The 23,412-nt window shown below is 59.0% G+C and carries 18 protein-coding genes; 10 read left to right on the top strand and 8 right to left on the bottom strand.

Annotated features, from left to right (window positions below):
• Positions 1–171: 171 nt before the first annotated feature.
• The 6 genes from ACEWPJ_RS16610 to ACEWPJ_RS16585 all read right to left on the bottom strand — a co-directional run bounded on the left by ACEWPJ_RS16610 (position 172) and on the right by ACEWPJ_RS16585 (position 8,115).
• Positions 172–1,698: a right-handed parallel beta-helix repeat-containing protein gene (locus ACEWPJ_RS16610; protein ID WP_416514244.1), complete on the bottom strand. Its 1,527-nt coding sequence runs from the start codon at positions 1,696–1,698 to the stop codon at positions 172–174.
• Entirely contained in the window at positions 1,691–3,109 is a 1,419-nt protein-coding gene (locus ACEWPJ_RS16605; protein ID WP_416514243.1) for a mannose-1-phosphate guanylyltransferase, read from the bottom strand. The genes ACEWPJ_RS16610 and ACEWPJ_RS16605 overlap by 8 nt, the downstream gene beginning before the upstream one ends.
• A gap of 25 nt (positions 3,110–3,134) precedes the next feature.
• Positions 3,135–4,187, bottom strand: coding sequence for a hypothetical protein (locus ACEWPJ_RS16600; RefSeq protein WP_416514242.1), 1,053 nt, complete (start codon positions 4,185–4,187; stop codon positions 3,135–3,137).
• Positions 4,188–4,197: 10 nt separating this feature from the next.
• Positions 4,198–5,676, bottom strand: a complete 1,479-nt coding sequence (locus ACEWPJ_RS16595; protein ID WP_416514241.1) for a glycosyltransferase — start codon at positions 5,674–5,676, stop codon at positions 4,198–4,200.
• A 22-nt stretch (positions 5,677–5,698) separates the two neighbouring features.
• On the bottom strand, positions 5,699–7,015 hold the full coding sequence (locus ACEWPJ_RS16590) for a nucleotide sugar dehydrogenase (RefSeq protein ID WP_416514240.1): 1,317 nt from the start codon (positions 7,013–7,015) through the stop codon (positions 5,699–5,701).
• A 227-nt stretch (positions 7,016–7,242) separates the two neighbouring features.
• On the bottom strand, positions 7,243–8,115 hold the full coding sequence (locus tag ACEWPJ_RS16585; protein ID WP_416514239.1) for a hypothetical protein: 873 nt from the start codon (positions 8,113–8,115) through the stop codon (positions 7,243–7,245).
• A gap of 388 nt (positions 8,116–8,503) precedes the next feature.
• On the opposite strand from ACEWPJ_RS16585, the gene ACEWPJ_RS16580 reads away from it, so the two are divergent.
• Positions 8,504–10,189 carry a hypothetical protein gene (locus ACEWPJ_RS16580; RefSeq protein ID WP_416514238.1) on the top strand — a complete coding sequence of 562 codons (1,686 nt, stop codon included), beginning with the start codon at positions 8,504–8,506 and terminating at the stop codon, positions 10,187–10,189.
• 13 nt (positions 10,190–10,202) lie between these two features.
• Positions 10,203–10,961, top strand: a complete 759-nt coding sequence (locus tag ACEWPJ_RS16575) for a VOC family protein (protein WP_416514237.1) — start codon at positions 10,203–10,205, stop codon at positions 10,959–10,961.
• A 74-nt stretch (positions 10,962–11,035) separates the two neighbouring features.
• On the opposite strand, the gene ACEWPJ_RS16570 is transcribed toward ACEWPJ_RS16575, so the two are convergent.
• Positions 11,036–12,637, bottom strand: a complete 1,602-nt coding sequence (locus tag ACEWPJ_RS16570; protein WP_416514236.1) for a BCCT family transporter — start codon at positions 12,635–12,637, stop codon at positions 11,036–11,038.
• Between the two features lie 28 nt (positions 12,638–12,665).
• Positions 12,666–13,826, bottom strand: a complete 1,161-nt coding sequence (locus ACEWPJ_RS16565) for an extracellular solute-binding protein (RefSeq protein ID WP_416514235.1) — start codon at positions 13,824–13,826, stop codon at positions 12,666–12,668.
• A gap of 386 nt (positions 13,827–14,212) precedes the next feature.
• Here ACEWPJ_RS16565 and ACEWPJ_RS16560 point away from each other — a divergent pair, with 386 nt between their 5' ends.
• From ACEWPJ_RS16560 to ACEWPJ_RS16525, 8 genes are read left to right on the top strand one after another with little or no spacing between them, the layout of a single operon-like run.
• Positions 14,213–14,653 carry a hypothetical protein gene (locus tag ACEWPJ_RS16560; RefSeq protein ID WP_416514234.1) on the top strand — a complete coding sequence of 147 codons (441 nt, stop codon included), beginning with the start codon at positions 14,213–14,215 and terminating at the stop codon, positions 14,651–14,653.
• Positions 14,650–16,854, top strand: a complete 2,205-nt coding sequence (locus ACEWPJ_RS16555) for a 4Fe-4S binding protein (RefSeq protein WP_416514233.1) — start codon at positions 14,650–14,652, stop codon at positions 16,852–16,854. Before ACEWPJ_RS16560 ends, ACEWPJ_RS16555 begins: the two co-directional genes overlap by 4 nt.
• 11 nt (positions 16,855–16,865) lie before the next feature.
• Positions 16,866–18,806, top strand: a complete 1,941-nt coding sequence (gene nosZ, locus ACEWPJ_RS16550; protein ID WP_416514232.1) for a TAT-dependent nitrous-oxide reductase — start codon at positions 16,866–16,868, stop codon at positions 18,804–18,806.
• A 3-nt stretch (positions 18,807–18,809) separates the two neighbouring features.
• Complete coding sequence (locus tag ACEWPJ_RS16545; RefSeq protein ID WP_416514231.1) at positions 18,810–20,141, top strand: nitrous oxide reductase family maturation protein NosD; 1,332 nt, start codon at positions 18,810–18,812, stop codon at positions 20,139–20,141.
• Positions 20,107–21,003, top strand: coding sequence for an ABC transporter ATP-binding protein (locus ACEWPJ_RS16540; RefSeq protein WP_416514230.1), 897 nt, complete (start codon positions 20,107–20,109; stop codon positions 21,001–21,003). The genes ACEWPJ_RS16545 and ACEWPJ_RS16540 overlap by 35 nt, the downstream gene beginning before the upstream one ends.
• The gene (locus ACEWPJ_RS16535; protein ID WP_416514229.1) at positions 21,000–21,824 is read left to right on the top strand and encodes an ABC transporter permease; all 825 of its coding nucleotides are present in this window, start codon (positions 21,000–21,002) and stop codon (positions 21,822–21,824) included. The genes ACEWPJ_RS16540 and ACEWPJ_RS16535 overlap by 4 nt, the downstream gene beginning before the upstream one ends.
• Positions 21,821–22,387 (top strand): nitrous oxide reductase accessory protein NosL, encoded by a 567-nt coding sequence (locus ACEWPJ_RS16530; RefSeq protein WP_416514228.1) that lies wholly within the window; start codon positions 21,821–21,823, stop codon positions 22,385–22,387. The genes ACEWPJ_RS16535 and ACEWPJ_RS16530 overlap by 4 nt, the downstream gene beginning before the upstream one ends.
• 4 nt (positions 22,388–22,391) lie before the next feature.
• Entirely contained in the window at positions 22,392–23,300 is a 909-nt protein-coding gene (locus tag ACEWPJ_RS16525; RefSeq protein ID WP_416514227.1) for an FAD:protein FMN transferase, read from the top strand.
• Positions 23,301–23,412 lie beyond the last annotated feature (112 nt).

Here is a 23,412-nt window from a genome sequence, read left to right as displayed (position 1 = left end):
AATATCTTTAGCCAATCCCTTAACCAAATAGGATTTATTCCTGTTCGCCCCATCGTCCCTTGCTCGCACCCAAGTATGTTTGCGCTTTCTTTGCGCGCGTCGCCAACCCCAAGCCGTCGTCGCTTATTTGTCTAAGTCGTTAACCTCAGTCTATCTCAGGGGTGTCGCGGATCAAGACTCGCACGACTCCGGGGATAGTTGCTCTGTTTCCAGCGCACCGCCAGCGTTTAGTATGATCGGTGTTTGCCCGTGCAAGTCCCTGACGATTGAACGGAAGTGCTGCGTGACATCGCCATCCAGCAGCCGCGGCAGTTGCATTGACAGATCATTGCCCGACATCGCGATATTTGCACCGGTTGCCGTCGCAACACCCGACCCGTTTTCGCGCATCATATTGTCAGAGACATAGGTAACATCGCTGGCGATCTGGTCGGACACCCATATTCCTGCGTTCTTATTGCCGATAATATGGTTCGCGTGGATGAAGGAATCCCGGCTGTTGCGAATTTCCACGCCCTTTTGCTTGTCGTCGACAATGGTGTTTTGTTCGACGCGCCCGCACGCCACATTGTGCAGCTTTACGCCGCCGCCGTTGCGGTGCCAGATCAGGTTGCCGCTGACCTCAACATGATCGCTGCCCGATGCAATCAGCAACCCGGCACGCCTGCCTTCAAGGATGATGTTTCCGATGATCTTGGTGCGGTCCGATCCGTCAGACACCCGAATGGCGTTGGTAGGAGAGTCGCCTGCGAACAGGTTTCCGACGACCAAGGCGTTTTGCGACCGCGAAATCAGAAGCGGAATGCGCCGCATGTCGAACAGCTTGTTTTCCCGCAGCTCTACATTCGTCACGCCAACGACGGACAGCGTGACCAAGCCTTCAAAGCTGCTGTATTCGATGACGGAGCGCTGTGAGGGGCGCAGCGTCGGGTAGGCAAGGATCGAAAATCCGCCGAATTTTTCGGTATTGCCAAAGCCGAGTCCCGTGAACGTCGCCTCGGACAGATGCACAGACCCCGACCCAAGTGAGGCGATGAACGGATTGAACTCATCATTGCGTTCATTCTGGTCCGTGGTGGCGGATATTTCCCCGCCCATAACCTCAAGACGGCCGTAGTTCATAATAAACGCGCCATCGCGCCGGCTGAGCATCAACACCTCATCGCGGCCAAGCTGCAAGGTCGCGTCTTGGCCAACGATGATCGGCACCCGAAGCACATCGGTTCGGGTTCTGACATCCCATCCGATATGGCGGTTGGTCAGGTTTCTGCGAAGCTGATCCAGCGTTGCGACGCCGGATTCAATAAGAATAGCCTCGTTATCGCCTTTTCGCGTGGCTTGCAGCACGTCGAAATTGTCAGCACCCCCGTAAACTTGCGACAGGGTGGCAAGGGCCATCCGCCCGTCTGTCCAGCCGAATACCGCAGGGGTGGCAGGGTCGCGGAGTTCGGGGTTATTCGATGGGACCGCGTTTGGCAGGGACCAGCTCAGCCCCTCAACCAAGTCGCGCACCCTTGGTTCTCTGGACCCACCACGGGGCCGAAGGTCATCGGAAAGCTGGGTCAGATTGGCCCGAAGCTCCAGCAGTTCCCACGCGGGTTCCGCGGCAGAGCTTGCGCCTGACATATGCGCACCAAAAAGGGCGGCGAGGATCAATCGCTGAGCGTCTAAGCATCCCTTCCTGAAAAGGCTAGGCATGTCCGGCCATTGGCACGGACTTGGGCGATTCCACCCCGACATCGAACGCCATGAACAGCAGTTCTGTCTCGACATCTTCGCAGTTCGTGATGCGGATTGAGCCTTCGGGATCGGAGTAGATACGACCGCCTTCGCGAACCGTTTTCTGCCAACCCGGACCCTGTGCGTGCACCGACCCGTTTACGACAATCACCTGCTTTCCGTGACCGTCTTCCATGTCAATACATCCGCCAACCGGGATCTGGCTTGTTCCCAACTGAAAATTGTCCGTTTGCAGGATCTGTTCCTGAACCTTTGGCGCAGAGAAGGGGATCATCTTTGGTGCGGCCCCGACGTTATGCTCTGCTTCGGATCGGCTGTTTTTCTTGAGGATTTCGACCACTTCCTTGACGTGCTGCGACTTGTTGCGCCGGGTAATCAGGATCGCGTCAGAGGTGTCGACGACGATGATGTCTGAAACCCCAACGACGCTTACCAATCGGCTTTCCGACCGAACCAGAGTGTTTTTCGAATTCACGGCGACAACATCACCCTGAAAGACGTTGCCGTCCTTGTCCGGTGCCGAGATGTCATACATCGCAGCCCAGCTGCCAACATCGCTCCACGTCACATCAAGCGAAACGGTGGCGATGCGGTCGGTCTTTTCGAAAACCGCTTTTTCCGTCGGCTCTGCTTTCGTCTGGCTGAACCCGTCGGCGTCAAGATACAACGCCTCGGGGAACAGGCTCGCGCCCATGACCGATTTTTTCACGTTCGCGGCGGTTTCAGGATCGTGTTTTTCGTATTCTTCGATGATCGACCGGGCCGAGAACATCGAAATCCCGGACGCCCAAGACGCATTTCCACCGGCGACAAGTTCCTCTGCCTGTTGCAGCGGAGGCTTTTCGATGAATTGTTCAACCTTATGCAGGCCGGGATGATCCGCGAGTTCTTCGCCACGAACGACGTAGCCAAAACCGGTTTCGGGCCCACGCGGCGCAATGCCGAATGTAACGATTTGTCCGTCGGCGACCGCGTCGACCTGCGAAAAGATCGTTTCGTTGATGTCGCCTTCGATGACGTGATCTGCCGGGATAACCAGAATGATCGCATTCGGGTCGCGGCTGTTCATGGCGTGTGCGGCGGCCAGGACGGCCGGGCCGGTATTCCGCCCCATCGGTTCGCAAATGATCTGCGACCCTGACTGAATTTCGCGCAACTGGCTGACCACGGTGCCGCGATGGCGCAGATTGGTCACGATGCAAGGTTCGTGAAAACGCTCACCTCGGTGGCGCTGGATGGCCGTCTGGAAGAACGTCAGAGAGTTCTTGCCGCCAATTTTCTGGAACTGCTTTGGGCTCCGTGTCCGCGAAAGGGGCCACAAGCGTGTGCCGCTGCCTCCGCACAGTATGAGTGGGTAAATCTTTTTCACGTCAACTCCCCTCGATGTGCTCGGTTCAGAAGAACGACTTCGTCAACCGCAACTGAGCAAACTTTCCTATGTCAGTCTCTGACAGAGCACCTTCAGGAGCTTCCAGTCGGACCGGGACCAACAGTTCACCACTTAGTGCGGCGGTGTTGGCGGCCTGGCCAGCAATTACCTGAACTGGGATGGACCGTCCGTCCGCCAGATCCAGATACACGTGATCCCCACTCATCGCGCGTGCTAGCCCTTCGACACTCATCAAAGTCTCTATGCTGAGATCGAAGTTATTAACCAATATTGTCAAGATTACGTCGGAAGGAAGAACTGTTATGCCTTCTCTAACACCTTGAGCCAAAACAGCTTTACAGTCACATGGCATCTGGAAGTTCAGCACGTCGCCACTATTCGCGTTAACCGAAAAAAGAATCTCTCCCTTTGTCGCCTCGGGGTTCAGATAAGCCACCTGACCGGCGGTCGTTGCCTGCATGGAATGACCCGCGCGTTCGATCAGAACGGGGTGCATTTCGTAGCTGGTCGTGTAGCGCGTAAAGAGCGCCGACGCCGCGACGACAGCAAGCGCGGCAGAGGCCAAGAACACCCCGATCGACCGATACCGTTCTTTCCAGTTTTTCTCGACCGCCGCCTTTTCTTCTTTCGGCTTTGTCGGGCCGGAATAGCTCATCACCGATCCGAGTGTGACGAAATCGCCCGCGATAAAGCTGTTCAGAACGAACCGAAGCTGCGCCGCGTGATCCCCGGACGGGTCCGCGAATTTCAGGATCAGCTCACCGTTTTTCTCGCCGACAACGATCACCTCGGGGTAGATCGACACGGAAAAATTCTGGAACTCGAACTGGATCGTGACCGTGTGGTTGGACCCGGCGATCAGGATCACCTCGTCCTCTGCGGCGAGATGCACCGTCGTCAGCGAAAGGCGGCGCCCTTCGAAGCGCTGCCCAAACACCGACATCGTGAACGGCGGCGAAACGGTCGGATGCTCATTCTCAAAGCCGAACTCGTAGGATGCGGGGACGCTGGTGCTGACCAGGTTAAGTCCCTTATTCTCGATGTTTCTAAGTCCCATTATTCTTCTCTTATATTGTCATTACGAAGAGGACAGCGATTGTCAGCCAGCACAACGTTGCGACGTGGTGTGCTGCAGATTCCACTGCTTTGAGGCGGTCGAAATAGGCCAATACGGCGGCCTTGCCGGTTGAATTTTGGCGAGTCCATTTCTGCTTATCGAGGCGAAACAGGACGAAGGTTTTGATCGCTGCCCCGACGATCTGCGAAAAGTAAAGCGTCGGCGGGTGCGTGACCGGGAACCATGTGCCGTTGAACAGCGCGATGAAGGCGCAGAAGATATAGCGCGTCGCCAGAACCCAGCCGATATATAGCGGCAGCACCGCCGGGGTCAGCAGGATGGCGGTCGCCAGAATCGAGATCGGGCCGACCAGCGTCGTGAACATGCTGACCCGCTGATCAAGGATCGACCACCAGGTAAAGAACCCCATCGCCTTCGGGCCCAGCGTCAGGGCACGCCCGTTCGTGCGCATCATGTTGCCGAACCAGCGCACCATAAGCGTCTTGGCGCTGTCAAAGAACGTATCCCTTGGCTGTGTTTCCACCGATCTGGAAACCACGTCCGGCAGGTAAAGCATCTGGTAGCCGTTTCTGAGCAGCCAATACCACGTCGATTTGTCATCGCCGGTCAGGAAGTTGACGCGACCAAGGCGCCAGTGGTCCAGATAGTCGTGACCGACGCCCTGAACAAAATTCGGATCAGTCGCCAGCGTGGCGCGGAACACGGACATGCGCCCGGTCAGGGTCAGCACGTTCCGGGCAAGGCCCATCGAACACATCATGACCTGCCGCTGGTTGAAGCGCAGGGTGAACCAGTCCTTGAACAGCCCCTCTTCCTCGATGATCGCGGCCTCGTGCGTCGTCAGCGCCCCGACATTGGGGTCGCTGAACCACGGCGCGGACTGGGCAACGACATCGTCGGGAACGACGGTATCGCCATCGACGAAGATCATGATGTCATGCGGCGTGGGCGAGAACGACGCCAGTATCCGCAGCGCCCGCGCCATTGCATCGCGCTTGCCGTTCGACTTGATCCGGTCGATCACCAGTTTGACCGACGACATGTCTTCCTGCATCGTCGCATAGACCTGACGGATCAGACGTTCATCAGCGCCATCCACGACCGACGATACGATGGTCGCGCCGCCTTCGGCGTTCGCCGCGGCACGAAACAGGCGCCGGTAGACCATCAGCGTGGTGTCCTGATCGACCATGTAGGACGTGACCATGAAGAACGCGTGGCTGACGACCCCGCTTTCCTTGTATCGCTTGAACGCTTTCCGTTTGCGTTTCGGGTGGGCGAAACGGCGGAAAATGATCGCGCGGGTGAAGTTGATCGTCGCCCAGGAATAGCGCCATGCGCCGAGTATCCCGATGACGACGATCGCGTGTCGCGCAGCGCGGGGGTCGCCCACGAATGCCGCCGGAACGGACAGCGTCAACAAGACGATGAGTCCGAAATAGGCGATATGCGTCATCGCGCGTGTCATGGCCCCCGCCCTTTCCCGCGCCTTACCAGCAGATGCCGGCGTAGGAGCCTTCGCTGACCAGATCGCGATGCAGTCTGGTCAGGTCGACGACGGTTTGCCGGTCGGCGGCGGCCTTCAGCTTTTCAACCGTGTCGGCGTAGTAGTTACCGACCAAGACAGCACCTGCGTCATTCAGCAGTTGGTCGAGGTCATCGACCATCCGGTCTTTCAGGTCGGGGATGCCGTCATTGCCACGGCCCGCCCCCGGTGTTCCGGCGTCGAAGGCTTCCTGAACAAACGGGTCATAGACGTTGACCTCGATCCCCTTGCCGATCAGACGCGATGCGAGCGCGACAAGCGGGCTTTCCCGCAGATCGTCGGTTCCGGGTTTAAAGCTGATCCCGACGAACCCGACCTTTCGCGCACCGGAGGCTTCGACCATGGATTCCGCACGGGCGATCTGTTCCTCGTTCGCCTTGAGAACGGATTCCAGCAAATGGGCTGAGGTGTTTGTGCTGCGGGCCAGATAGCGCAGTGCGCGGACGTCTTTCGGCAAGCACGATCCGCCAAAGGCAAAGCCCGGCCGCATGAAGTAGGGCGACATCGCCACCTTGTCATCGGAACACAGGATTTCCATCACCGTCTGGCCGTCAATATCAGACGCCTTGGCGATATTTCCGATTTCATTGGCAAAGGTAACTTTGGTCGCGCGCCAGGCGTTCGACGTGTACTTGACCATCTCGGCCGTGCGGATATCGACCTTGTGAATCTCGCAAGGCAAATGTTCGTTCAGCGAGGTCAGGATATGCTGCGTCGGCTGATCCATCGATCCGAACACGATCAGGCCCGGATCATGGTAGTCTTTGATTGCCGTGCTTTCGCGCAGGAATTCCGGGTAATATCCAAGGCCAAAGCCAACACCGGCCGATTTGCCCGATGTTTCTTCAAGCGCGGGGATGCAGCAGTCTTCGGTGCTGCCCGGCACGATGGTCGAACGAACGATGACCGAATGATAATCCGATTTGCCTGCAAGTGCCGCGCCGATATTACGGCAGACGCCTTCGACATAGGTCAGGCCAACGGACCCGTCCGGGGCCGATGGTGTCCCAACACAGATGAACGACGCTTCGGTATTCTGAACGGCGAATTCTGTATCTGCTGTTGCGGTCAGCTTTCCTGCGGCAACAACCTCGCGAACAAGATCATCAATGCCCTGCTCAACAATCGGAGAATTCCCCGCATTGATTGAATCAATTTTGCCAGGGTCAACATCGACCGCAATAACGTCGTGACCTTCTTTGGCCAGACACGCTGCAGAAACAACGCCAACATAGCCGATGCCGAAAACACTGATTTTCATGCTCACTTCCCCACTTTGGTTAACAACCGGTTTCATTTCACCGAAAATTGGGGAGAATTTGTGTCACGAATTAGGGACATTCACGGCAAACGGCCGATACTGTCTCTTTCTGGGGATAAATCGCCCCGGAAGAGTCAAGCAGGCATGAACAATCCAGCGTTGAGCCAAGAAAAGTAAAAAATTTCTTAATCGCGGATTATTCCAAACGCCGGGGTCGTTTTGGTCGCTTAGGTCTGGTCCGTATCCTCGCTTGGGGCGCGGCGGAACCGCAATCCCTGACGATTATTCGCACGCGCAGGCTTGATGACAACGGCGACCCGGCCAAGACGATTCAGGGTGTCTTCGTCGTCGGTCAGCATCGCGATATCAAGCTTGAGGTCGATTTGACCGCTTTCGGTCACGGCGGTGGTTATCGCGTCTGCGATACGTCTTTGATTGTCCTCTTCGACAGAAGATACGGCGAGGAGATAGCCGGATTTACCATCCTCATACTCGGCCCTCAGAAGAAAGGCCTGATCGAACAGATCAGACAAGGGCGAGAGTGTTTCGCCCAGACGCACTTTCACCGTGTCCGGAAAATTCCGTGGGGTCAGCAACGCCCTGAAGTTGAATGTCTGTTCAAACGACTGGGGGGTTTCTGCGGCGGCATCTTCTTCAAACCTGTCACACACCCAATCGATCAATTCACACGACAACAGCTTTGCCGATTCCGGGTCGCCGGCATTCATCGCGACTCTGACGTCACGCTCTTTGACCAGATTGAAAAGATCACGCCCCTTAAGGGCAAGCGTGACAGCCTCGCGGCCCAGCAGTTCACTCACGTTATCGTCGGTTTCGAAGGCGAGCGTATATTGCCGCCCGTCGATCTTGACGATGGAAAGCTCTGATGCGGGTGTTTCGGTCCGCTCATCGACTAAAACAAACAAGTCGGCATCGGCAAGCGACAAAGCATATGCGCGAAGATCGGCATCGTCGGCGGCAGGTCGGGGTTCAGCCGTTGTATTTCGGACAGCTTCGGATTGTTCCGTGTCCAGATCCACTTCGGCGAAATCCATAGGCGGGACGACGGCCTCCGCATTGCCCGTAAGCTCATTCGACACAACAACAGCGTCCTCTTTCCGGCGAGTTCGGAAAACGGCCGTTACCTGATTGGTAAGCAGTAGTGGCGTCGAGCCCATCGTTGCCTCGTGTTCTTCTTCTATTCCAACGCGCCAATCATAACCAACGCGGCCCGATTTTCGCAGACCTCGCCTCGGCATCGTTAAAAAAGTCGAAATAGCCCGCATGTGCAAGCTGGTCGTTCGCTTTGTTGTGCTGATGTACCAGATCGGCAATTGCGTCAATGTCATTTGGGGGCGCCGACGGGGTATTCGCGACGGTCGAATTGAGATGTGGCCATGAACCGCTGGACAGGTATGGTGGGCGGGCTGCTTTGATCTGGTGGGATGGGCAGTGAGAGGTGGAGGGCGAAACTTGAACCATACGCGCATGATTTACACGATGGGCCTGCGATTTGTCGTTCTGGCAGTGTGTTTGACATTCGGAAGCTGGGCCAGTGCGCAGACGTCGGACTCGGGGCAGGAAAACACCGGCAGTGAGATTGTGGAACGCGCTGAGAATACCATCGATTTGCTGCAGCCTCTGTTGGATTTGGAAACCAGCCTCGAAGATCAAATAGCCACCGCAAACGAAGTCCCGGCAGAGGAGGGGGACGAAGCGGCGGCGGAGGAGTTAGAGAGGCTCCGGTCAGAACTCAGCGACGTGCAAGAGCAGATTTCAGTCGTCGTAACCGGCATTTCTGAGCAGGGCTATCAAGCGATGGATGAGTCGGAGTTTGATTTGAACTCTGAGCTTCAGAGCCTCATTGAACCCTTCGTGCTTGTCCTGAACGAAGCGACAAACGATGCCCGTGAATTGGAACGCGCGCGCCGCAATCAGGATGTTGCGGTGCGGCGGCTTGATAGCGCCGCGCTTGCCATCGCAAACATCAAGGCCGTTCTGGCGCAGGAGCCGAGCTCCGCGGTTGCCGAACGATTGAACAACGATCTGTCGACCTGGAACGAGCGGCTGACATTGCATGAAACGCAAGTCGACGCCCTGTCACAGCAGATCGAGGATTTGCAATCGGAACGCGTGACGGTTGGCCGCAACGTGAATTCGACGTTCCAACGGTTCTTTCGGGATCGCGGCATCAGCCTTATTCTTGGGATCGGGGCGTTTCTTGGCGTGCTGATCATCGCGCGCCTCTTGCTGTTCCTAGCGCAGAAGGCGATCTCACGCAGAACAAAAGAAAAGACCTTCGCGATGCGATTGGGGGGCATCCTGTTCGTCGTCTTTTCGGTCTTTGCAAGCTTCGGCGCGATGGTCGTTGTGTTCAACATGCGCAATGATTGGTTGTTGCTGGGCCTCGCCATGCTGTTGTTCATCGCTGCGCTGTGGGTTGCATTGAAAATGTTGCCGAACTTGCTTGAGCAGCTTTCCGTATTGCTGAACCTCGGGGCCGTGCAGGAAGGAGAGCGGGTGTTGTTCAACGGCGTGCCGTTCAAGGTGGCGCGTCTTAGTTTCTTCACCGACCTCGTCAATCCGGCCCTTGATGGGGGTGAGTTCACGCTTCCAGTTCGAGAGATCGTTTCCATGCACTCCCGGCCCGCTGCGGTGGATGAGGCATGGTTTCCGTCGAACAAGGGCGACTGGGTCAAACTGTCAGACGACACAGCGGGGCAGGTCGTTGCGCAGACGCCAGAGATGGTTGTTGTCGAATTGCTGGGCGGGTCACGCGTCACATACCAGACCGAGGATTTTCTGGCGACGAATCCCGAAAACCTATCCGGCGGCTATCGGATCGAGATTGAGTTTGGCATCGGCTATCGGCATCAGGCCGACGCGACCGACGGTGTGATCGACGCCATGCGGCGCGGCGTTCGTGAGCATTTCGAAGCGCTGTTGCCGCCGTCGGAGTTGCAGAAGGTCGACGTGGAGTTTCTGCGCGCCGGGGCGTCGTCGCTGGATTACGAGGTTGAGATTGACGTCGCCGGCACAGCGGCGCATCGGTTTGAGGAACTGGAGCGCGAACTTGCCCGCTGCATGGTCGGGTTGGCGAACAAACACAATTGGGAAATTCCGTTTCAGCAGGTCGTTATCCACAACCCCGCGAACACCCGGGCCGCCGAATGATTGGGGCGAGGTGATGCACGCCAGATCACCCGATCGACAACTCGGCACGCTTCATCTGGCGAGCGCGGGGCTTGCCGGGAAAGCAGCCTTCTACACCGGTGTTTTAGGGATGCGCCAGACTGGCCCGAATGTGCTTGGGTATGGTCCGGGCGAGGTGGAGATTTCGTTTTCGGAAGCCTCGGGCGTTTATGAACCTTCGCCGCATGATCTCTATTGGAAAATCGCGATCTCTGTGCCGGATCTTGATCTGGCGTATCGGCAGCTTGCTGATAAAGGGGTTGAGGTCAGCCAGCCGCGCCAGTTTCGGGATGTCGGTTATTTGGCGCATTTGTCAGACCCGGAAGGGTTCCAGATCGAACTGATCCAGCATGTTTTCGAAGGCGTGTCGAAGCCACCGCTCCGTGATGCGGATGCGCTTGGCGGTGGGCCTTGCTTGAACCTAGTCACTTTGCGCACGGCAGACATCGACAAGGTTCATCAGCTTTGCGTTCAACAGTTGGAAATGAAGCTTATCTGCGTTGAACCGGTGCAGGAGTATGGCTTCACGCTTTATTTCTTCGCCTTCACGGATGAGGTCCCGCCAGACCCGGACCCGGTGGCTGTCATCAACCGCGCGTGGACCTACCAGCGCCCCTATACGGTGCTGGAGGCGCAGCATTTGCACGGTGCGGACGCGGTTGGCCGTCAATCGCAGGGCGGGCCGGGGTATGTTGGGCTAACGACGTCTGGGTTGGACAATGCCGAAGACCTGTTGGGCCTGCTGCCCCTTTAGAACTCCAACCAAAAAACAGATGTGGCAAGGGGTGGTCTGCACCCTTGCCACACCAGTTGACCAGTTCCAGAACCCTAGCGGTTCAGGAATTCGAGGTCGTATTTATCCTCCACATCCGGCAGCGGGTGTTCTTCGTGCAGGGAATGGACGATGCCGTAGATCATGAAGAGCAGGATCACCGCAATGGGCAGCCCTGCGACGATAGAGGCGGTCTGTAGCGCGCTCAACCCTCCGGCCAGCATCAACACCCCCGCGACAATCCCGGCAGTCAGTCCCCAGAAGATGCGGAACTTGACCGGCGGATGTTCGTCGCCCATCGACAGCATCGTACACATCACGAGCGTGCCCGAGTCCGAAGAGGTGACGAACCAAGAGATCAGCAGGATCGTGATCAGCACCGTGATCGGGTAGACCAGCCAGTCATAGCCGAAGCCCGCGACGGCGGCGAAGACGCCAGCGGCGTAGTCTTCGTTCACCGCATCCACGACGCCTGCGTCATAGAACAGGTCAACGCCCGCCGCCGCACCGCCAAAGACGCCCATCCAAAGCATCACCACGGATGTCGGGATCAGCAGCACGCAATAGCAGAATTGCCGGATCGTGCGACCTTTGGAGACGCGGGCGATGAACAGGCCCACGAACGGGCACCACGCGATCCACCAGCCCCAGTAGAAGATCGTCCACCAGCTTTGCCACTGGTTCTCGGGATCGCCATTGATCCAGAAGCCCATCGGGATGACGTTCCAGAGGTAATCCCCAAAGCCAGAGATCGTGATCCCCAGAAGGAACGCGGTCGGGCCGAGGATGATAAACAGCACCAAAAGCCCTACGCTTGCCATCACATTGGCTTCGGACAGAATCCGAACGCCTTTGCCGACGCCTGACGCTGCGGAGGCGGTGCCAAGGCAGGTGATAATCGCCACGAGGATCAACTGATTGGTCTGGGTGTTCGACATCCACCCAAGGTTTTCCAACCCCGCGGCAATCGGCGTCACGCCAAGGCCAAGCGATGTGGCAAGGCCAAAGATCGTGCCGAACACGCCGATCAGATCGACCAGATGCCCCCACGGGCCGTAAATTCGTTCTTTCAGCACCGGATAAAGCGCCGTGCGCAGGGTCAGCGGCAGGTCGTGACGATACGAGAAATAGGCCAGAGAGAGCCCGACCAGTACGTAAAGCCCCCACCCGTGGAAGCCCCAGTGGAAGTTGGTGATCGTCACCGCCGATACTGCGGCGTCGACCGATCCAGCCTCCAGCCCGTCGCGGGTCAGGAAGGGGCTGCCTTGGATGTGGAACATCGGTTCTGCAACGCCCCAGTAGATCAGGCCGGACCCCAGCCCGGCGCTGAACAACATGCAAATCCACGAAAAGGTGGAAAAGTCAGGCTCATCATCGTCCTTGCCGAGCTTGACATCGCCAAACCGGCTGATCATCAGCCAGATAACGAAGAACAGGGCGATATTGACCACGATCACGTAAAACCAATCGAGGCTGCCGATGATGAATTCCTTGCCCGACGCAAAGATCGCGCTTGAGGCTTCGACATCGCGAATGGTGAACAGGACGAAGCCGACGATCATCACCATCGAGGCGATGCCCATCAGCGGGTTCATCCCTTTGAACAGGCCAGACGAGGCGACCAGGTTATCCGCGCGGTTTGAATTTTCGCTACTCATTTTTCTATTCCTTGTCCCTGTTTGCGACCTAGCGCACCGTGCCGGCCGCGCCCTGACGGGCCCCGGCGGACATCCAGATATCGAACGCTTCTTCCAGGCGTTCATGATTTGCCGCCCACCATTCGGCATCGGACAGGATATGAACCTGATCCTCATAGGCGGGGCCGTTCGGGATCTGCGCCAGCGTTTCTTCTGACAACAGCTCTAGCGAGGAGTTCCGCGTCGGGCCGTTCGGCAGATGTGACACCATTCCGGCCAAGGCCTCGGTGCTGCTGGCGTAGCGGATGAATTCGATCGCGGCGTCCTTGTTCTGGCTGCCCTTCGGAATACCGAACAGATCAAGCTCTACCACCCGGCCGTCCATGTTGACGGTGAAATCCGCGCCTTCCTCTTGCGAGGCAGTCGCGCCGGTCGTGGCCCAGATCATCGACATCGTGACCTCACCCGCGTTCAGCATCCGCACAGGCTCTCGTCCGGACTGCCAAAGTTGCAGACCGGATCGGATGGATTCCATCTTGTCGAATGCGCGTTCGACGCCTTCCGGGGTTTCCAGTGTCGCGTAAACGTCTTCCTGCGCGACGCCATCCGCGATCAGCGCCCATTCCATGATGACAGTCGGGTCGTCACGGATCGCCCGCGCCCCCGGATAGGTTTCTTCATCAAAAAAGTCGTTGATCGTGGTGGGCGGATTATCCCCGAAGGCCGAATTGCTATAGGCAAATGCGGTCGCCCAGACGATCACGCCGACGCCGCATTCGTTCAGCGCGCCTTCGACGAAGTCGTCCTGCGCGGGCGTGCCATCGGCACCGGCGGGCAGGTCGACATCGGACAGATCCTCTAACAGCCCTTCGTTACAGGCCCGCAGGGAATCCGCTTGGGTCAAATCGACGACGTCCCAGATGACATTGGCGCTTTCCACCTGATCGCGGATTTCGTCGATACCGCCGTTGTAATGCGCCACATGAACGCGCGTGTCGTTCTCATCCTCATAAGGCCGCACGAAGCCGAGCATCTGGCTGCGCATATACGGCCCCGTCCAAGAGGTGAACGTGATTTCAGGCACTTGCGGTGCTGGCTCTGCGTCGCTGTCGGTGGTTTGGGCAACCGCAGCCATCGGAGGTGCCACAAGGAAAAATGCGGCCAGCGCAGCCGTGCACCAACCCCCGGTCCTATTCGTCGTGAAGTTCATCTGATCTCCTCCCAATGGTGCGTTTGATCCACAGCTTTACTTGGCAAAAACGAAAGACGGGTCGTTCAACGTATCGACGCGCGGCAGGTCAAAGCGAGTGTGCCTCAGCTTTTTCAGTCGATGATCGACCCAAACGAGCCAAAGCACGAGCCTATTGCGACTATTTTTGCGCTGATTTCGACATTTAGGCCAGCATCAATCTTGCGAAGCTCGATCAACTCTCGGTTTTGTCGGGTGAGATTTGCGATTGTTGGTCTGAAATTTGATTGCCACATCGGAAGATGCCGCCCCATCAATTCAATCTGAATCCGGTCTCTTTGTTTTAGATCAAAGAATGCCGTGCACCGGGTTGGTAGATCGCCGGTATGAAAGCTGCGGTTTCCCTTTTGTCCAGACTGTTTCTGATCGTGTGCCTTGCGGCGTATGGCCAGTTGGGGATGGCTGCGACCGATGGGAACGGCGGCTTTCTGATGGAGATTTGCGCCGACGGCGTCGCCAAGACCGTGCGCGTTGATGCAGAGGGCGATCCGGTCGAACCGGCTGAGACATGTCGCGATTGCCTGACCTGCTGCCAAGCCACGGGGGCCGCGCCGGGTGTGCCATTCGGCGTGGATGTGTCGATGCTGCGATTGCCCCGTGTCGCGGACCCTGTCGTTTTACCTGAAATCACCTCTCGAAAACCAACGATCCGCCTTATGCTGCGCGGACCTCCGGTGGAGCATTCCTTCATGCAGACCACGCCGGACCTATTCGTGACCGAACGCGCAAAATCCGGGCACGATATGCGCAGCGACGGGCGACCTTTCTTCAAGGACGCCATCGCATGACGACTTTCCAATCCCTCATTAAAACCTTGGCGTTTATCGCGGTGACGCTTGCAGCCGGTCTTCCGGCGGCGGCGGAGTCGTTTCTGGCAAAGCTGATGCCCGATGTTGAGGTCGGAGAGCTTGTCGAAGGGGCCGACGCCTTTGGCGCGACCCATCCAGACATTCCTGCCGTCGAGGTGCTGAGCGGGGGAGAGCGGATCGGCTGGGCCTTCGTGACATCGGACCTCGTTTCGACCACGGGCTATTCCGGCAAGCCGATTCACACGATGGTGGCGGTTGACGATGCAGCGCAGGTGATTGGCGTCGAACTCGTCAGACACTCCGAACCTATCGTGCTGATTGGTATTCCCGATTCCAAGGTCAAAGCACTGGTGGCGGATTACCGGGGTCTGGACCTTGTGGCCGAGGCGGAGTCCGGCGGAACGGCGCATCAGCTCGACATTATCTCGGGCGCGACGGTGACGATTATGGTGATCGACGATTCGATTGTCCGCGCCGGACTGAAGGTCGCGCGACAGCTTGGCCTGGGCGGCCTCGCGGTTGAGGAGACCGGCACCGGGCCGCAGTTTGAGTTCGATACAGACGCCGAAGCCGCACCCGACTGGATGACGCTTGAGGGGGACGGAACCCTGCGCCGCCTGTCGCTGGATGTCGGGCAGGTCAACGCCGCGTTTGAGGCGATGGACGACCCACGCGCGGCGGAACGCGCCCTGACCGAAGCCCCGGAAACCACGTTCATCGAAATGCAGGCCGCGCTGGTGTCGCACCCCGCCATCGCCGAGGTATTGCTTGGTACGTCACCCGCCCAAAACCTGAACGACTGGCTTGAGGAAGGCGACCACGCCATCGCAATCGTCGGGCGGGGGCTTTATTCGTTCAAGGGTTCGGGCTATGTGCGGGGTGGCATCTTTGACCGGATCGTTCTGATTCAGGACGATGTCTCGGTCCGGTTCCGCGACCGGATGCATAAGCGGATCAACACGATTGCCGCCGACGGCGCCCCGGTGTTCAACGAGGCGGACCTGTTCAAGATTCCCGCCGATAGCGGCTTTGATCCCGCGAAGCCGTTTCGTATCCAACTGCTTGTGCAGCGCGAGGTGGGCGCGATTGAAAAGGTCTTTACGACCTTCGATCTCGGCTATCAGTTGCCGGAAAAATACCTCCGCTCTGTCGCGCCGCCACCGCCTGCCGACGTGCCGACAAGTGTGGATGAAGTGACGTCGCAATCCGAAACCGACGCGCATCAGGCGCTCTGGAAACGGATTTGGGCGGGCAAGACGGTTGAAATCGCAGTGCTGGCCACCATGCTGACCGTGCTGACCGGGGTGTTCTTTTTCCAGACCTTCGCGACCCGGAATGAGCGCAGCTTTTTCTGGTTCCGCATCGGGTTTCTGACCGTGACGCTGGTTTACCTTGGCTGGTATGCCAATGCGCAGTTGTCGGTCGTCAATCTGATGGCGCTGTTCGGCTCGCTCGTGTCGGGCTTTAGCTGGCAGGCGTTCCTGCTTGATCCGCTGACCTTCATCCTGTGGTTCTCGGTCGCGGCGGCGCTGCTGTTCTGGGGGCGGGGGGCCTATTGCGGCTGGCTGTGCCCGTTCGGAGCGTTGCAGGAACTGCTGAACCGCATCGCAAAGGCCTTGCACATCCCGCAATGGACGCTGCCCTGGGGTCTACATGAACGGCTGTGGCCGCTGAAATACATGATCTTTCTGGGGCTGTTCGGCGTGTCGCTCACCAGTATCGAGCAGGCGGAGCGGCTGGCAGAGGTCGAACCGTTCAAGACGGCGATTATCCTGAATTTCGTGCGGGCATGGCCGTTCGTTGCCTATGCCGCTGCGCTGTTGATCGCGGGTCTGTTCGTGGAACGGTTCTTTTGCCGCTACCTGTGTCCGCTTGGCGCGGCGCTGGCGATCCCGGCGCGGATGCGGATGTTTGACTGGCTGAAGCGCTATCACGAATGTGGCAACCCCTGTCAGACCTGCGCGAACGAATGTCCGGTGCAGTCGATCCACCCAACCGGGGAGATCAACCCGAACGAATGTATCAACTGCCTGCATTGTCAGGTGCTTTACCAATCCGAAACCACTTGTCCGGTTGTCATCAAGAAGATGAAGCGGCGCGCCAAAGTCGGCGCGGCCCCTGATCTTTCGCGCGACATTTCCGGGCATCCGAACCAAACGAAAACTCAAACCGCAACCTGAAAGGATATTTCATGTCTGAGGAAAAAAGATTGCCAATTTCACGGCGAAGCCTGCTTGGCGCGACCGCCGGTGGGGCCGCGCTTGCCGGCACCTTCGGCACCCGCGCTATGCTGACCGGCTCTGCCGCTGTCGGGGCCGCGACGGTGGCCAGCAGCACAAGCGCGCGCGCTGCAACCGGGGCCGAAGTCGGTCCGGGGCAGCTTGACGAATATTACGGTTTCTGGTCGTCGGGCCAGAGTGGCGAGATGCGGATTCTCGGCATCCCGTCGATGCGCGAACTGATGCGCGTTCCGGTGTTCAACACCTGTTCAGCGACCGGTTGGGGCATCACCAATGAATCCAAGAAGATTCTGACCGAGGGCTTGCTGCCCAAAACCAAGGAATATCTTGCCGCCAATGGGCATGAGTTTCCGCCGAACGGGGATTTGCACCACCTGCATATGTCCTTCACCGAAGGCACCTATGACGGTCGCTACCTGTTCATGAACGACAAGGCCAATACCCGCGTCGCGCGCGTACGCTGCGACGTGATGAAATGCGACAAGATCATCGAGATTCCGAACGCCAAGGCGATCCACGGTCTGCGCCCGCAGAAATGGCCGCGCACCAACTACGTCTTCTGTAACGGCGAAGACGAAGTGCCGATGGTCAATGACGGCCAGATTCTGGACGAGCCGGAAAAATACGTGAACTTCTACACCGCTGTGAACGCCGACGACATGACCGTCGCGTGGCAGGTGATGGTCACCGGCAACCTCGACAACACCGATTGCGACTACGAGGGCAAATACGCGTTCTCGACCTGCTACAACTCGGAAATGGGGATGACCCTGCCCGAGATGACCGAGGCCGACATGGACCACGTCGTCGTCTTCAACATTGCCGAAATCGAAAAAGGCATCGAGGCGGGCGATTATCAGGAGCTGAACGGGGTTAAGGTTCTGGACGGACGCAAGGGCCAGAACAAGAAATACACCCGCTACATTCCGATCCCGAACAACCCGCATGGCTGCAACATGGCACCGGACAAGATCCACCTGTGCATCGCGGGCAAGCTGTCGCCGACCGTATCGGTGATCGACGTGCGCAAGCTGGATGCGGTCTTTAACGAAGATGCCGATCCGCGCAGCGTTGTCGTTGCCGAGCCGGAACTGGGTCTTGGGCCGCTTCACACCTGCTTTGACGGGGAAGGCGGGGCGTTTACCACGCTGTTCCTCGACAGCCAGGTCGTGAAGTGGAACATCGAAGATGCGATCAAGCTTTACAACGGTGAGGATGTCGATCCGATCCGCACGAAAGCCGATGTGCATTACCAGCCGGGCCACAACTCAACCGTGATGGGCGAAACGCTGGAGGCGAGCGGTAAGTATTACCTGACGATGAACAAGTTCTCGAAGGACCGGTTCCTCAATGTCGGGCCGCTGAAGCCCGAGAACGAGCAGTTGTTCGCAATCGATGGCGACGAGATGATGCTGATCCACGATGGACCGACCTTTGCGGAGCCGCACGATTCCATCCTTGTCGATCCGTCGAAGGTGAATCCGAAATCCGTCTGGGACCGCAATGACCCGATGTGGGAAGATGCGCGTGCGCAGGCCGAAGCGGACGGTGTTGATCTCGACGATTGGCAAGACACCGTCATCCGCGATGGCAACAAGGTGCGCGTCTATATGTCGAGCCAGGCGCCCAACTTTGCGTTGGAAACCTTCACCGTCAAACAGGGTGACGAGGTGACGGTCTATGTCACGAACCTTGATGACATCGACGATCTGACGCACGGGTTCACCATGAACAACCATGCTGTCGCGATGGAGATTGCACCGCAGCAGACCGCGTCTGTTACCTTCGTTGCGACAAACCCCGGCGTTTACTGGTATTACTGCCAGTGGTTCTGCCACGCGCTGCATATGGAAATGCGCGGCCGGATGTTTGTCGAGCCGAACGCGAGTTAAGCGATGTTACGCGCCCTGATCCTTGTGCTGTCCTTGCTGACCGTCCTGCCCGTCTGGGCGGCGGAGGTCCGCGTGCAGCCGGGATCAGGAAGTCTTGCTAACGCCATCGCCGGGGCAAATCCCGGCGATGCACTGATCCTTGGGCCGGGCCGATATATCGGCCCGGTCGTCATCGACCGCCCGCTGACGCTGACCGGGTCTGCCGAGGCAATCATCGACGGGGGCGGTGCGGGCACCGTCGTGACCATCGACGCCGTCGACGTGACGGTTCAGGGCGTGACCGTCACCGGATCGGGAATGAACGGTCAGGATTTGGACGCCGGTATCAAGATCCTCAAGAAAGCCGACCGGGCGATTGTCGAAAACAATCATGTTCTGGGAAACCTTCACGGCATCGACATTCATGGCGGCCTTGATGCGCTGGTCAAAAACAATGTCATCGAAGGCACGCGCGACCGACGGATGAATGACCGGGGCAACGGGATTTACGTCTGGAACTCTCCGGGCGCGATTGTCGAAGGCAATTCGGTCCGATGGGGGCGGGATGGGATATTCTCAAACACCTCGCGCGATGGCACCTATCGCAACAACCTGTTCCGCGATCTGCGGTTCGCCGTCCACTACATGTATACGAACAACTCCGAAGTGTCGGGCAATGTCTCGATCGGGAACCATCTGGGCTATGCGATCATGTTCTCCAACCGCGTCGTTGTGAAGGACAACCTAAGCCTTGCAGACATCAGCCACGGGGTCATGCTGAACTATGCCAACAACGCCGATGTGTCGGGCAATCTGGTCCGGGGCGGGGCGCAGCGCTGCACCTTCATTTACAACGCGCACAAGAATCTGATCGTGGGCAACCGCTTTGAGGGATGCGAAATCGGCATCCACTTCACCGCCGGGTCTGAACGTAACGTGCTGACCGGCAACGCCTTCATCGGCAACCGCGAGCAGGTCAAATATGTCGGCACCCGCGATATTGAATGGAGCTTTGAGGGCCGCGGCAACTACTGGTCGGACCATCCCGGTTTTGACCTTGGCGGCGACGGCATCGCGGATAGCCCCTTTCGCCCTAACGATCTGATGGATCATATCCTGTGGTCCCAACCTGCCGCCGCCATGCTGACCGGCGCCCCCGCCGTGCAACTGGTTCGCTGGGCGCAATCAAGCTTTCCGGCAACGCTGCCCGGCGGGGTCGTCGACAGCGCGCCCTTGATGACAGCCCCCGCAATACCTGTTCCACCCGAATATACCGCGCTGGCGGCCGATGCGGCCGCACGGCGGGATGAAAGTGTTTTGGATGACTTCGACGTTAACGATCTCACGTCTCACTAAGACGTTCGGCGCGGTCAAGGCGCTGTCGGATGTGTCACTGTGCGTCGCGCCAGGCGAACGCGTGGCACTGCTTGGCCATAATGGCGCGGGCAAATCGACCTTGATGAAAGTGATCCTCGGCCTGATTTCGCCTGATGGGGGTGAGGTTTCGGTCTGTGGTGCGGCGCCGGGCCATGCTGGTGCGCGCACGAAGGTTGCCTATCTGCCGGAAAACGTCGCTTTCCACTCCGCACTGACGGGGTTGGAGCAGATCACGTATTACATGCGCCTGCGCAATGTCGATCCGTCCGGCGCGATGGAGCTTCTGGACCGTGTCGGGCTGGGTTTTGCCGCGAAACGTCGGATCGGCACCTATTCCAAGGGGATGCGGCAGCGTGTCGGGTTGGCCCAGGCGCTGATCGGGCGACCGAGCCTGTTGGTGCTGGATGAGCCGACAAGCGGCCTTGACCCGGTATCGCGCCGCGATTTCTACGAATTGCTTGACGGGCTTGCCGCCGACGGCGCGTCGATCCTGTTGTCGAGCCACGCGTTGACCGAGGTTGAAGCACGCACTGATCGTTTGCTGATCCTGTCCGGCGGGCAGATGGTGGCCGAGGGCACCTTGCCCGAATTGCGGCGTGAGGCGGCCCTGCCGGTGGCGATGCATGTCACCGCGCTAAACGGCTATGAATCGGACATTATGGCGGCCCTGCCGGGGGCGATCCGGCTGAATGGCGGGTTGCATCTGACCTGCGCGCAGGACGAAAAGCTTGCGACACTCGCCCGAATTTCTGCCTTGCAGGACAAGGTCGCGGATTTGGACGTGGTGCCGCCGAGCCTTGAAGACATCTATAGCCACTTCAGCCGGAGGGATGGCCAATGATCGCCCGTATTCTTGCCACCGCCGCAACCGAAGCGCGGGTCGCCCGGCGCAACCGTTGGGTGCTGATTGCCGTGCTGCTGATGGTGGTCTTTTCGCTGGTGCTGTCGGCGGCGGGATCGGCCCCGACCGGTGCGCTGGGGGCGGACCGTTTGTCGGTTGTTGTCGCCTCGCTCACCTCTCTGTCGGTTTACCTCGTGCCGCTGGTCGCCTTGCTGATGTCGTTCGACGCTGTCGCGGGCGAGGTTGAGCGTGGCACGCTGCCCCTGCTGCTGACCTATCCCGTCAACCGGTCGGAGGTTCTGGCCGGCAAACTGCTTGCACACACGGCCATTCTGATCGTGGCGATCGTCGCAGGCTATGGCGCGGCGGCGGCGGTCACGATTGCTGCCGATCCGACCGCGGTGTCGGGCCTTGGTGCGTTGTGGCGGCTGACCTGGACATCGGTTCTGCTTGGCGCGACCTTCCTTGGGATCGGCTATGCGCTGTCGTCGCTGGCGCAGCGCGTATCGGGGGCTGCGGGGCTGGCCATCGGGCTTTGGCTGGGTCTGGTGGTGCTTTACGATCTGGGGCTGCTCGCCGCGATTGTGGCCGATGATGGTGGTGCGTTCACCACCCGCGTTTTCCCCTTCGCGCTGCTTGCAAACCCCGCCGATGCGTTCCGCCTGTTCAATCTGACAGCGGCGCAGGCAACAGCGGCCGCATCCGGCGTCGGCGGAGCGGCAAACGCCATTCCACAATGGCAATCGCTGTCATCGATCCTCGTCTGGCCCTTGCTGTCGCTCGGGCTAGCCTCGCTCGCCTTCCGAAAGGTGGAACCATGAGGGTTCTGTTCATCATCCTGACGCTGCTGGCCCTGACCGCCTGCAAGGAAGAGGTCGCGCAAGACACCAGCGCCTTGCCGATGACGGCAGATGCCGTCGGGCATTATTGCCAGATGAACCTCTTGGAACATGACGGCCCGAAAGCGCAGGCCCATCTGGCCGGGCTGCCGGGCGCGCCGCTGTTTTTCAGCCAGGTGCGCGATGTCGTCGCCTATATGCGGATGCCCGAACAAAGCCACGAAATCCTTGCCGTGTGGGTCAGCGATATGGGCGCCCCCGGTGCCACATGGGCGGCCCCCGGCGCGGCCAACTGGATTGCGGCGCGTGATGCGATCTATGTCGTCGGGGGGCAAGCCGTGGGCGGTATGGGTGCGCCCGAGATTGTGCCGTTTTCCGACCCAGAAAAAGCAACCGCATTCGCCAAGGCCAATGGCGGCGACGTCATGCCACTGGCCGAGATACCAGACAGCGCCGTTCTGGCGCCCGTGGTGCTTGACGGTGATGCGGACGACGCGGATTTTAACGAACGCCTGCGCAACCTGTCGCGCACATCCGGAGACTGAGACCATGACCAATCGCCGCCGTTTTCTGGCCATCAGCGCCGCCGCACTCGCCTTTCCGGGCATCGGGCGGGCAGAGCCGATTTACACATGGCAAGGCGTCGCGCTCGGCGCACGCGCGACACTGCGCTTGGCGCATCCCGACGCGAAGGCGATCAGCGAACGGGTCGCCGCCGAAATCTCTCGGCTTGAGGATATTTTCAGCCTTTTTCGCAGCGACAGCGCCCTGTCGCGGCTGAACCAAGCGGGCGTCTTGGACGCACCGCCGTTTGAACTGCTGGAATGTCTGTCGCTTGCCGGCGCGGTTCACGCCGCGAGCGGTGGGCGGTTTGATCCGACGATCCAGCCGCTTTGGGATCGCTATGCAGCGGCGTCCGCGACTGGCACGCGGCCTGATGAAACCGCAATTGCAAGCGCACTCGCGCTGATGGGATGGGATCGGGTCATGCTCGATTCCGCGGCGATCACCATGCGGCCCGGAATGGCGCTGACTCTCAATGGGATTGCGCAAGGCTATATCGCTGATCGCGTGGCCGAGATGCTGAAGGAGGAGGGGCTGACGAACATCCTCATCAACACGGGCGAATTCCGCGCTCTTGGCGCCCAGCCGAACGGCAATCCGTGGCCAGTGCAGCTTGCTGCGGGCGGCGAGGTGCCGCTTGCCACGCGGGCGCTTGCCACGTCAGCGCCGCTTGGCACGACCTTTGATGAGGGCGATCAGGTCGGCCACATCCTTGACCCGCGCACGGGTCTGCCGACGCAGACAAATCTGCGAGAAATCAGCGTCTCGGCCGCATCCGCCGCCCTTGCCGACGCGCTTTCGACTGCCGCCTGCCTGTTCCAGACACGGGCAGAGATTGACGCCTGCGTGGCGCGGTTCGGTGATGCCAAGGTCGAAGCGATGGTGACGATCTAAGGGCAAAGGTATCGCGGGCAAGCCCCCGGCGATTAACCCAACGCCGATAATGTGTTAATATCCAAAGCGAATTTTAGCGACACGACCTACAGAACCGATCTGGTATTTGTTC

It is taken from the genome of Aliiroseovarius sp. YM-037, from assembly GCF_048060095.1.
Lineage (GTDB): Bacteria > Pseudomonadota > Alphaproteobacteria > Rhodobacterales > Rhodobacteraceae > JBLUOA01.
This window is presented reverse-complemented; position numbering and strand designations above follow the sequence as displayed.